This window comes from Halonatronum saccharophilum DSM 13868 (genome assembly GCF_000517025.1).
Classification (GTDB): domain Bacteria; phylum Bacillota; class Halanaerobiia; order Halobacteroidales; family Halobacteroidaceae; genus Halonatronum; species Halonatronum saccharophilum.
Genome location: NZ_KI912095.1, coordinates 70,582 through 82,156, shown reverse-complemented (window position 1 = coordinate 82,156; position 11,575 = coordinate 70,582). Strand labels below are relative to the sequence as shown.

Annotated in this window: 10 protein-coding genes and 1 other annotated feature; all 10 genes read right to left on the bottom strand. The window is 35.0% G+C overall.

Annotated elements, in window-relative coordinates; genetic code table 11:
* Nucleotides 1-236: 236 nt before the first annotated feature.
* The 10 genes from metG to HALSAC_RS0107455 all read right to left on the bottom strand — a co-directional run bounded on the left by metG (nucleotide 237) and on the right by HALSAC_RS0107455 (nucleotide 11,513).
* Nucleotides 237-2,174, bottom strand: a complete 1,938-nt coding sequence (gene metG, locus HALSAC_RS0107500) for a methionine--tRNA ligase (protein WP_027339751.1) — start codon at nucleotides 2,172-2,174, stop codon at nucleotides 237-239.
* 440 nt (nucleotides 2,175-2,614) lie between these two features.
* Nucleotides 2,615-2,829: a binding site (T-box leader), on the bottom strand.
* A gap of 77 nt (nucleotides 2,830-2,906) precedes the next feature.
* Complete coding sequence (locus HALSAC_RS0107495; RefSeq protein ID WP_245579445.1) at nucleotides 2,907-4,160, bottom strand: methyl-accepting chemotaxis protein; 1,254 nt, start codon at nucleotides 4,158-4,160, stop codon at nucleotides 2,907-2,909.
* Between the two features lie 92 nt (nucleotides 4,161-4,252).
* Nucleotides 4,253-6,094 carry an ATP-binding protein gene (locus tag HALSAC_RS15315; RefSeq protein ID WP_035571512.1) on the bottom strand — a complete coding sequence of 614 codons (1,842 nt, stop codon included), beginning with the start codon at nucleotides 6,092-6,094 and terminating at the stop codon, nucleotides 4,253-4,255.
* A 140-nt stretch (nucleotides 6,095-6,234) separates the two neighbouring features.
* On the bottom strand, nucleotides 6,235-7,275 hold the full coding sequence (locus HALSAC_RS0107485) for a DNA double-strand break repair nuclease NurA (protein WP_027339749.1): 1,041 nt from the start codon (nucleotides 7,273-7,275) through the stop codon (nucleotides 6,235-6,237).
* A gap of 83 nt (nucleotides 7,276-7,358) precedes the next feature.
* Nucleotides 7,359-7,922, bottom strand: a complete 564-nt coding sequence (locus HALSAC_RS0107480; protein WP_027339748.1) for a GNAT family N-acetyltransferase — start codon at nucleotides 7,920-7,922, stop codon at nucleotides 7,359-7,361.
* A 366-nt stretch (nucleotides 7,923-8,288) separates the two neighbouring features.
* Nucleotides 8,289-9,128: a lytic transglycosylase gene (locus HALSAC_RS16435; protein ID WP_051412131.1), complete on the bottom strand. Its 840-nt coding sequence runs from the start codon at nucleotides 9,126-9,128 to the stop codon at nucleotides 8,289-8,291.
* Nucleotides 9,129-9,351: 223 nt separating this feature from the next.
* Complete coding sequence (gene rsmI / locus HALSAC_RS0107470) at nucleotides 9,352-10,197, bottom strand: 16S rRNA (cytidine(1402)-2'-O)-methyltransferase (RefSeq protein ID WP_027339747.1); 846 nt, start codon at nucleotides 10,195-10,197, stop codon at nucleotides 9,352-9,354.
* Nucleotides 10,190-10,444, bottom strand: coding sequence for a GIY-YIG nuclease family protein (locus HALSAC_RS0107465; RefSeq protein WP_027339746.1), 255 nt, complete (start codon nucleotides 10,442-10,444; stop codon nucleotides 10,190-10,192). Before HALSAC_RS0107465 ends, rsmI begins: the two co-directional genes overlap by 8 nt.
* A 12-nt stretch (nucleotides 10,445-10,456) precedes the next feature.
* Nucleotides 10,457-11,203 (bottom strand): tRNA1(Val) (adenine(37)-N6)-methyltransferase, encoded by a 747-nt coding sequence (locus HALSAC_RS0107460; protein WP_035571510.1) that lies wholly within the window; start codon nucleotides 11,201-11,203, stop codon nucleotides 10,457-10,459.
* On the bottom strand, nucleotides 11,193-11,513 hold the full coding sequence (locus tag HALSAC_RS0107455; RefSeq protein WP_027339744.1) for an initiation-control protein YabA: 321 nt from the start codon (nucleotides 11,511-11,513) through the stop codon (nucleotides 11,193-11,195). The genes HALSAC_RS0107460 and HALSAC_RS0107455 overlap by 11 nt, the downstream gene beginning before the upstream one ends.
* Nucleotides 11,514-11,575: the final 62 nt, after the last annotated feature.

The window sequence follows — 11,575 nt, the reverse complement described above, 5'->3', positions numbered from 1 at the left end:
ATGTCCTACCGATGCGATGGTAGAAACATCGTTTTAGAATTGTAGTGAGGTTTTATAGGAATATAGTGTCACTTTCGTGCCACTAGTAATGGGTAATGAGTGAAGAGTAATGAGTAAAGTCAAAATCTCAAAACCTCTTATAAGTCTTAGGTAACAAAGGGGTTTCTGTTTTTTAAGGTTTTACCCATTACTCATTACTGATTACTCATCACCAGTAATAAAGCTACGCTTTATTACTACTTAACTCTACTTCCGCTATCGATATCTCTATCAACAGTAGTTACAGTCAGATCTCCTGCATCATTAGAAGCAGCTAAAATCATACCATTAGACTTAACACCAAAGATAGTAGCTGGTTTTAAATTAGCCACCATAACTACCTTCTTACCTGCTAACTCTTCTGGTTCATAGTGCTTAGAGATTCCTGCCACTAATTGACGCTTCTCCTGTCCTAATTGAACCTGCACCTTAAGTAACTTATTACTTCCCTCTATTCTTTCAACCTCTAATACCTCTGCAACTCTTAAATCTAATTTTCCAAACTCATCAAAAGTTATATAATTTTCTTCTGCCATTTTCTTCTCCTCCTTAGCTTCCTTAGCCTTTTTCTCTTTCTCTAACTTCTCATAATATTCTTCTACATCTATTCTTGGGAAGATAGGGTCACCATTTTTAACCTTAGTTCCTACTTTTAATTGTCCCTTAGTTCTAACATAATCCCAACTTTGACTCTCTAAAGGTTCTTCAATTCCTAACTGCTCCCACATCTTAGCTGGTGCTTGTGGTAAGAATGGAACTAAAGCAATTGCAACTCTTCTTAGATTATCTAAAAGGTTGTAAAGGACAGTTCCTAGTTCATCCTTCTTCTTCTCATCCTTTGCTAAAATCCAAGGCTGAGTCTGATCTATATACTTATTATTTCTTCTAATTAAAGTCCACAGTTCTTCTAGTGCAGTGCTAAATTGCAATCCTTCTAAACTCTCTTCAATAGTTTTAAAAGTACTTTGCGCTACCTCTTCTAGATCCTTATCAAATTCAGTCTCTACCTTAGCTTGGGGCACTACACCACCAAAGTACTTATCTACCATTGCTACAGTTCGATTTAGTAGATTTCCTAAATCATTGGCAAGATCAGAGTTAATTCTTTGGATAAAGGAATCAGTAGAGTAAGATCCATCTGTACCAAATGCAATCTCTCTTAAGAGATAATACCTAACAGCGTCTACACCAAAATCATCGATTAATTTAACTGGATCAATGACATTCCCTTTTGATTTAGACATCTTTCCACCTTCAACCAACAAAAATCCATGTCCAAAGACCTTCTTTGGTAAAGGTAAATCTGCCGCCATTAAAATAGTTGGCCAGATAATAGTATGGAACCTTAAGATATCTTTTCCAACTATATGAATATCAGCAGGCCAGTAATTATTAAATTTCTGCTCATCCCTTCTAAAACCTATCCCAGTTAAATAACTGGTTAAAGCATCAAACCAAACATAAATAATATGATCTTTATCAATTGGAACAGGTATCCCCCAATCGAAAGTAGTCCTAGATACACATAAATCCTCTAAACCATCTTTAATAAAGTTAATCATCTCATTACGCCTTTTAGCAGGTTGGATGAAGTCAGGATTCTCATCTAAAAACTTCAATAGTCTTTCTTCATACTTTGACATCTTAAAGAAATAACTCTCTTCCTCCATCCACTCTACGGAACGATTACAATCAGGACAATTTCCTTCGTCATCTAACTGTCTTTCTGTCCAATAAGTTTCACAGGGGGTACAATAATAACCTTGATATTTATCCTTATAAATATCACCATTATCATAAACCTTCTTAAAGATATATTTTACATCCTCAAAATGATCTTCATTTGTAGTTCTAACAAACTCTGTATAATCTACCTCTAACTTATCCCAAAGATACTTAAAACTCTCCACAATCTGGTCTACATACTCAATAGGCTCTTTTCCATGCTTCTTAGCTGATTGTTCTATTTTCTGACCATGCTCATCAGAACCCGTAATAAATTCACATTCATATCCCTGTAAGCCTTTAAACTTTGTTATTGCATCAGCCGCAGTAGTTGTATAGGTATGACCTATATGAAGCTTATCATTTGGATAATAAATCGGTGTCGTTACATAAAAAGTCTTCTTACTCATTTTTATTCACACTCCTTATTTTTTGATAGTACATAGTTACAAAGCTAGTATAAAATTAGAGATTAATAGTAATAACAAGTCACTTTTTATTAATAGTTAATTAAAAAATATAAAGATCAAAGGATATACGCTGATTAGATCTGATAAGAGCGGATTAAGCTCTGATTCAAAAAAATAAACTTTAAAAAAGACTTAAATCAGATCTAATCTTCTTTTATAAGATTTTTATCTGCGCTAATTCTTTGAATTTATATTTTCTATTTAGCTTCGCCTAATTCAACCTAATAATACTTTCTCATTTGCCATAAATCTCCTTAATCTTTTCAAGATGCCCTCTTAGTTTTACTTAGCACTCGCTACCTACTACTAAATACTAAAACTGACACTCAATTAACTATTTATTTGTACACTTAAATCAAAAAACCTCCCATCCCTAAAAACTTAGGGACGAGAGGTTCGCGTTACCACCCTAATTGCTACAGAATAAACTATAGCCACTCTCTAGCTGTTAACGGTAGCCAACCGATATGACCTACTTTATTTCAATCATATAGCTCAGGGGCCATCTTCAGTAGCTTTGTTATTACTGGCTCTCACCTAACCCAGTTCTCTCCTAAATAACTCCACTACTTACTCTTCCCTTCCTAGCTTTTAATCTCTATTCTCTTACTACTTATTATCCTCACTTTAGTTAAAAATATACAGAACTATTTCCCTTTTGTCAAGAAAAATTTAATCTTCTCTTAATTCTAGCTGCGATATTAACTCTTGTAATCCTGCAACAACTTCATTTAATTGATTAGCAATAGCTGCTGTTTCTTGAGCTTCAGCTGACTGCTCTTCACTTATAGCTGCTACCTCATGAGAAGAAGAAGAAATAGTCTCAGAAAACTGAAATATTCCTCCAAGAACCTCTACAATACCTTCTAAAGTCTTATCTAACTCTGAAACTCTATTATTTATATCAATAAAGACTTCATCAGCTTCATTCATAATCTTCAAACCTTCATTAGCCTTATCACGACCAACCTTCATCTCCTGTACTGTTCCCTCTGATTGAACTTTCATATCCCTAATTAAAGTTACTATATCCTCAGCAGCACTATTAGACTCTACAGCCAAGTTTCTAATCTCTTCTGCAACTACAGCAAATCCTTTCCCATGATCTCCAGCTCTAGCTGCTTCAATAGATGCATTTAATGCTAATAGATTCGTCTGTTCAGCTATATTAGTAATAACCTCGACAAATTGCCCAATCTCCTTAGTAAATTCATGTAATTTGTTTACTGTATTAGTAGCTTGGTTAATCCTTTGGGTTATATCTGTCATAGTACCTACTGCTTGATTAATAATCCCTGTACCATTATTTGAAGCATTAGAAATAGCTTTAATAGAGTGGTTTTGGTTGCTATCATTAGAACCAGATATTTCTTCTACACTAACTTTTAGACCTTCCATAATATTTACTTGCTTTTCTGAATTACTAGCAATCTCCTGAATAGAATCTGCTGCCTGTCCTGCCATATCACCGGACTCCTCAGAAGCTTTTAATAGAGCTTGGCTAACCCCTTTTGTCTTTTCATTTGTCTTTTTGATATTTTCTAAAATAGAGTTTATATTCCCAGCCATCTTATTCATCTCTCTTTGCAAATAACCAATCTCATCATTTCTCTTAACCTCTAGTTTACTGATATCTAAATTACCTTCTCCTAAATCTTTAGTAAGAGCTATCATATCCTTAAGTGGTCTGACAACCAAAAACTCAGTTAAAATAGAAATAATACCAACAACTACAATAAAGTTAACCCAAGTTGCAACCTGCATAGAAAAGTCACCCTGATAGATATGACTATTAATAAAGTCATTTACTCTATAAGAGACCACCGGGCCAACAATCATACCAAAAGATACAAAGATAATAAATTTGACTCTAAGACTTATCTTAATCCCCTTTGACAACTGATCCTTAATCACCTGTTTCAACAACTTACTTCCCCCCCTGATTTACATTTAACTATAATAAACTATTCTACAATCATTATATTATCCCTCTTTTTTTTACTAGTTTCAATTTTTTATTAATCTAGCTCTTTATATGAGCTTCCACCTAAAAAAGAGTCCTCTTTCTTAATCATGCTACGATCACATAAATCTTCCAAACGATTTAATAATTCTCCTCTATCTAAAGTAGATCTTAAAGATTTGTTAACCTCATCAAGCTTAGCTAAGATATTAGTTTCATTAATTGGTAGTGAATTGATTATAGCTTTATAAAGTTCTTCGTCTTCTAATTTACTCTCTTTCTCCAATTCATCAAACGGATTCTCCTTATGAGGGCTACCAGTTTTAGCAATTCTAACCCTAACTGCCAAAGTTCTACCAAAGATAGCAGAAGAGATAAAGGTATCACCTGAACGTAGATAAGGTAATCTCTTAGCCTCATTAGCTGTCAAATCAGTCTCCTGTTTTATCGTCTCAATATCACTAGCTCTAACTGTTCTAAAGACTAATTTTGTATTAAGCTGAGCTGTTACCGTCTCATCTAATAGAGTAGGTCGCTGAGTTGCTAAGATCAAAAAGACTCCATACTTTCTTCCCTCCTGAGATATCTCCTTGATAACTCGATTAGCAGGAGCATCATAACCCTTAGGAGCAAAGTTATGGGCCTCATCAGTAGCTATTACAAAGGGTGGAAAAAACTCTCCACCTTCTTGACGGTTTTGGGCATCTCGATAGTCTCTTCTCTTACGATAAAGGTTTCCTATTAGGTAACTAGCAAAGACCTGCAAAAGCCAGATTGGCCCCTGAACCACCACTAACTTTCTTCCTCTAATACCTGCTTCAATCTTTTCAATATCATGGCTAAAGAGACCCTCTCTCTCTAATCGGGCCAACCTCCATACCAGTCCACTTACAGAGCTAGCAGGAATCCCAGAGTAAGCATCTAAAAGCTCTAAGTACTTATTATATTCATCCTTATTATAACCTTTGAGAGCACCACTATTTAAATCTCTCTCAATTCTCTTTCTCCCAATCTCTTGAGCTTTTTGTAAATCAATTAGTCTCCCTTTAAAACTCTCTAAACTATCTCGTTTTCTATGAAGTGATTGAACTGCATTGACCATCGAATCACTTAAAGAACTTGATGAAGATAAAAGGTCTCTTAGATCAGTAGTAGATAAAGATTCAAAATTAACTCCTACCTCTCTACCAATCTGAAAAGCCTCAAACTTCCCTTTAAAGCTTTCACAATAATCCTCTTTATCATTAAAGGAATTACTAAAGTCCATCTCAAAGTGAGGGTCAAATACAATAGTAGGTACCCCTTCCTTCATCATCTCTTCTAAGATAACTCTCATCCCAAAGGACTTACCAGAACCTGACCCACCGATAATTCCAAGGTGAGGGTACTGATGCATATCCTTATAACCAAAGATAAAAGGTACCCCTTTTTGCTTCTCCAACTTACCCTTTTGATAAAGAGGTGCAATATCCTTTAAGTGATCATCCATCCCCTGGGCAACCTCTTCTGTTCCTTTAATTACCCCCAAAACCAAACCGTTATCTGGGTTCGCCTTGACTAAACGATCCTTTACTTCATCAAATTTAGGTGATAATACATCAGAGCCTGTCCTAATTGGATAGGGAGCCTCTTCTAATAATCTCAACTTAGCAATATTAATCTCATCCTCAGAGATATTGTAACCAATGCTCTCTAAAGACTCTATTACCCCCTTATCTAAAAAGGATTTATCGATATTCATAGGAATATAACGATTATAAGATTGGGTCTCTACTACCTCGCCTAAAGGGTTCTCCAAATCAGAATCCATTATCTTTAAAATCTCATTTATCCGAAACTTATGTTCCTTAGAGGCTATAAAAACCTCCTGCTGCGTCGTCAATCCCACAACCTGCATACAATTACCTCCTTTTTATTTAATTGATAATTGATAGTTGAAAATTGATAGTAAAAACCTTATAAAAAAATTTATTATTGCAATTTAAGATTGGTTTTTGATCTTAACTATCAATTATCAATTTTCCACTATCAATTGAACTAATAAACCCTATCCAACCTCTTAGAGTGAAATAACCTATATTTAAGCTTAGGATCTAGGTGATTATCTACTAACATCTTCATCATCCCATTACCTATTCTAACCTCTTCGTCAACTATATCAAGCCACACAGGAATTCCTCTACCATCCTCAGGGGTTAGGGTATGTACCAGACTGGCTGCTAACTCTAAGCTTCCACTCTGATCTTTTAATAAATCTAAAGCAATTACACCTGGATCCTTTGAATTCCTGATAAAGGCTGTTCTTAACCCTTCTTTTTCTTCTATATTATCAAGTTCTAGCATCTCCCCTACCTCTAATAAACCAAAGGTCAGCTCCCGATCATACATATCTCTCATATTCTCAGGAAGATCATCATCTAAAGCTTCACTGATCTTATGGGTACCTATCTCCTCAATTACTCCTATTATAAGTGTCCCCTTGTCCAAAGCTAAAGAAGATAATTCTTCCCACTCCTTCTGAGCCTGCATTCTATATCTAATTAAAGATCCATCCATTAGTATAACCTTGGGATTCCAACTTTTGATACTCTCTATAGCAACTTTGGCCTCTAAAGCTGCTAAAAGAGAACTCTTTAACCTGCCTGCTGCCTCCTGAGCGTATATCTTTCCTTCTTTACTATCTTCGCCAGCCTCAGACCTATTTGCAACATTCATTATCTTAAAGATTCTATCCTTATCCTCTTCAATTAAAGGGCTAAATATCTGACTGATCAAGACCCCATCCTCACTTTGGTCTGTACTCTTGGCTAAAGCCTGCATCAAGGTAATATAATGAGGATAAACCTTCCCAACAGTATTTACTGATCCATCTACACCTACAAGGCTCCCTTTAGCACTAAAGATTTCTTTAAGGTCTTTAGAAGAGATTCTATCAATCTTAGATATCTTACCTATTTTCTTAGCTAATAGCTCCTTTAATTCTTTTGAAGATAAGTTGGCCCTGCCATCATACTTTTGTCTCATCTTTTGATTAAACCCTTCAATCTTAATTTGTAGCTCTTTATTGGTATTAAGCATCTTTACCCCCTTAGCTTTATTACTATTAAACAATAGATTTCTACTAAACAACTTATTATAATTATACCAATAATAAAATAAAATTAATAGTTACTAATAAAATCAGTTATCTTCCCCTTAAACTCACTTGCTAATATATCCATATAAATAAAGTCATATCTCTTATTTCCTAGTATATATGCTTCTCTTCTTCTCCCAATCTCCTTAAATCCACACCTCTTATAACACTTTATTGCTCTCTTATTAAAAGAGTAGACCTTAAGTAAGATATTATTTAAATTAAGTAGATTAAATCCATAATCCAATAATAAATTAATAGCCTCTCTACCAAAGCCCTTACTCCAATAACCCTTATCACCTATAAAAATCCCAAGTTCAGCAGTTCTATTTATTTGATTTATATTCATTAAACCACAGTTTCCTATCAATTCATCCCTCTCTAAATCTACTATTGCTAAATTATTCCCTTCCTTACTCAACTCTTCTAATAACTCTTTTTCCTTACCTAGAGAATATATCTGAGCTGGATTACCTAGATTAATAGATACCTCTAAGTCGTTTATCCACTTCGTATACTTTTCTACATCATTAGGGTTCATCGGTGATAGATATACCCTTTCCCCAACGATCTTCTTAAAATACTTCATACTATTCACTCCCTTTAAAAGTTACTTTTCTTTACCTCTATTCCTTCTCCTTGAGGAATAAACCTCCTTTAAAAATTTACATATTATTCAAGATGATAATAAAGCTATGCTTTATTACAGGGATGAGGAACAAGGAATCTGAATCAGTAGTGAAATTATCTTCACATATTTTTGGTGAAGATAACGCTTATGGAAAGCCTCTTGAGGCTTGTAAAGAGCCAAAACATAAATTTTTAAAAAGTTAGTTATTTTACTGACTTCTAGTTCCTGACTCCTGACTACTAACCATAAAAAGATAGACTCTCCCTAATATCTTCAATTGAAGACATTCCAGAGAAAGCCTATATTTTTATCTAATCTATTCTTTTATCTTTCTGGCACACAGATCACTTGACCAGGTACTAAATCTTCTGGTCTCACATCAGGATTTAATCTTCTTATCTCTGCTACTGTAGTTCCAAACCTTCTAGCTATAGACAGGAAGGTATCTCCTCGACGAACAGTATATTCTCTACTTCCTCTTGGGCATGGTCTAGGGCGAGGCCTTCTTTCTGGTACACAGATCACTTGACCAGGTACTAAATCTTCTGGTCTCACATCAGGATTTAATCTTCTTATCTCTGCTACTGTAGTTCCAAACCTTCTAGCTATAGACAGGAAGGTATCTCCTCGACGAACAGTATATTCTCTACTTCCTCTTGGGCATGGTCTAGGGCGAGGCCTTCTTTCTGGTACACAGATTACCTGACCTGGGAACAAATCTTCTGATCTTACACCTGGATTTAGTCTTCTTATCTCTGCTACTGTAGTTCCAAATCTTCGCGCTATAGACAGGAAGGTATCTCCTCGACGAACAGTATATTCTCTACTTCCTCTTGGGCAACGTCTTGGACGACGCCTTCTGCGATCTGGATTGCCTGGATTGTTGTCCCAATCATTATCCCACCAGTCCCAATCATCATCCCAATCATCATCCCACCAGTCCCACTCATCCCATCTTGCCAATGGATTAGAGATAACAGGAACTCTTATAGTCTGACCTACCCTTAAGTTATTAGGATCAACTCCAGGGTTGAGTCTAATCAATTCTTCTACAGTAGTACCTAAATCTCTTGCGATTAAATAAAAGGTGTCTCCTGGTCTAACTCTGTAAAACCTAACATCACTTCTATCGTGTTGAGTTGACGGACACTTGTAAGAACCCATAATTTCACTCCTTTCTTTCTTTTACCACATTGTATTCAGGAATGAAATTTTTGTTACTTATTATTAAAAAATTTCTGTTTTCTTGAGTTTTTATATTACTAAATCTTCTAAAACAAAGATACTTCTAACAATAATTATTTTTATAATCATCTCTAAGATAATTCACCTTTATAAAAAATAAGAGATATAAAATCTGATGAAATTTCATCAGATTTTATATCTCTTATCTATCTATCTTTATCTTCGTTCCTATCTGATAGACCTCACTTTTAGGTAAATCTCTTTGCTTAGCAACCTTTTTAATTGCCTTTTTCTTTGTCAATCCCTCTTCCATCTCAAACTTTAAATGTTCTAAAATAGATAAATCCTCCCAATAATTATCTATCTCCTTTTTAACTCCACCTTCTATTACAATGGCGATCTCACCTTTGGGTCTTTTTTCTGCAAATTTATCTATTAATTGACTAACCTTCCCTCTTGCTTTCTCTTCAAACTTCTTGGTTAACTCTCTACAGACTACCATCTCCCTATCTCCAAGAACCTCTAAGATATCTTTTAGTGTCTTAAGTAGCCTATGAGGTGCTTCATAAAAGATCATAGTTCTTTCTTCTCCTGTTAATCCTTCTAGGTGTTTGACTCTATCACTTCCTTTACGAGGAAGAAAACCTTCAAAGACAAAGCGATCACTAGGGAGTCCGGATACTACCAAAGCAGTTGTCATGGCCGTTGGCCCGGGAATAGGTACTACCTCTACTCCCTCATCAGCTAACAGCTTAACCAATCTATAACCTGGATCAGAGATAAGGGGCATCCCTGCATCAGATACCAAAGCAATATCTAAGCCCGCTTCTAACTTACTGAGTAAAATTTCTGCCTTATCCTTAGCATTGTGTTCATGATAACTAGTTAAATTTCCTTCAATATCATAGCTGTTTAAAAGTTGTTTAGTTCTTCTTGTATCCTCAGCAGCTATCAAGTCTACTTCCTTTAAAATTCTTAAGGTCCTTAAAGTTATATCCTCTAAGTTCCCAATTGGTGTTCCACATATGTACAACTTACCTTTACTCATTTAATTCACCCTTTATCAATCTGAGTTTATCTTTGCGATCTAACTGTTTTATTTTATACTCTCTTTTTTGGGCCAACGACCTATTAGCAAAAGACTCACTGTAACGTAACTTAACTGGTCCTCTACCTCTAGTGTACTTGGCACCTATACCCGCATTATGTTCTTCTATTCTTCTCTTAACATCAGTAGTATATCCTGTATATAAAGTATTATCACTACATTCTACTATATAAATATAATGCCCCATAAAATAAAGAGCTTACCTCCCTTCTGGATAGTAAATACTCTTAATATCTTCTGTATATTCACCATTATCCCCATAAACAAAAATAGGACTTAATATTTTAAGTCCACTACCCCCACCCTTAGCACCCTCTACCAAAACCAAATTGGCTTCTTTGTTGGCCCTAGGATGAATTAATCTCATTCTTTTGGGTCTTAAATTATACTCTTCCATCAAATATATCAATTCAGATAACCTTCTTGTAGGGTAAATATAACCTACTTTCCCACCATACTTAACAAGTTGACTACTTACTTTTACTATACCTTCTAAGGTAACCTTTACCTCGTGGCGGGCAATAGCCAATGCCTTATTAGGATTTACCTTAGCTGTGCCTAGTTTTGCATAAGGTGGGTTACTTATAATATAATCAAAAGACTCACTTCCAAACTCTTTTAAAGCAAAATTTAAGTCCAACTCCTTAAAATTAATCTTATCTTGAAGACCATTATAAATTGCACTACGCTTAGCCATATCAATGACCTCACCTTGAATATCAATACCACAAACTTTATTCAAATTATATTTAGCCCAAATTAAATGGGCCAACACTCCATTACCAGTTCCCAAATCAAGAACCTTAGACTTACTCTTAGGACTAACAAAATCCGAAAGAAGGACAGCATCTAATGAAAAACAGAAATAATCAGGATTTTGAATCAACATCAATCCATCAATCTGCAAATCATCTAATCTCTCTCCTTCCTTCAACTTAACCTTCATCCTTACCAGCCTCTTCATCTGCCAATAAGCCCATACAAAATAGACAATCCCCCTGACGACTTTCACCAAAGTTAAGGTGACAAACATGAAATCCTTCCGAATAAAGCTTTGATAGATTGTCATGGATTGGCCCTTGATCATCTGACTCTTCCTTCTCAAAGACCAATCTCTTTAAGTTTTCATTTTCTTCTTTAAGAGCTTCATTCTCTTTATAAACATTATATATCTTATTCTTTACCTTCTGAAAATCATTAGTCAAAACCTGTAATTCCTCTTGAAAATGCGCCAAAAGACTAATAATCTCTTCCACAATTGTAACCCCCATATCAAAAAGTCTTAATCCCTTTATTCTCTATCTAGACTTATTTATCC

Coding starts and splice junctions, on each gene's coding strand:
- metG (WP_027339751.1), bottom strand. CDS start 2,174: ATGAGTAAGAAGACTTTTTATGTAACGACACCGATTTATTATCCAAAT.
- HALSAC_RS15315 (WP_035571512.1), bottom strand. CDS start 6,094: ATGCAGGTTGTGGGATTGACGACGCAGCAGGAGGTTTTTATAGCCTCT.
- HALSAC_RS0107485 (WP_027339749.1), bottom strand. CDS start 7,275: ATGCTTAATACCAATAAAGAGCTACAAATTAAGATTGAAGGGTTTAAT.
- HALSAC_RS0107480 (WP_027339748.1), bottom strand. CDS start 7,922: ATGAAGTATTTTAAGAAGATCGTTGGGGAAAGGGTATATCTATCACCG.
- HALSAC_RS16435 (WP_051412131.1), bottom strand. CDS start 9,128: ATGGGTTCTTACAAGTGTCCGTCAACTCAACACGATAGAAGTGATGTT.
- rsmI (WP_027339747.1), bottom strand. CDS start 10,197: ATGAGTAAAGGTAAGTTGTACATATGTGGAACACCAATTGGGAACTTA.
- HALSAC_RS0107465 (WP_027339746.1), bottom strand. CDS start 10,444: ATGGGGCATTATATTTATATAGTAGAATGTAGTGATAATACTTTATAT.
- HALSAC_RS0107460 (WP_035571510.1), bottom strand. CDS start 11,203: ATGAAGGTTAAGTTGAAGGAAGGAGAGAGATTAGATGATTTGCAGATT.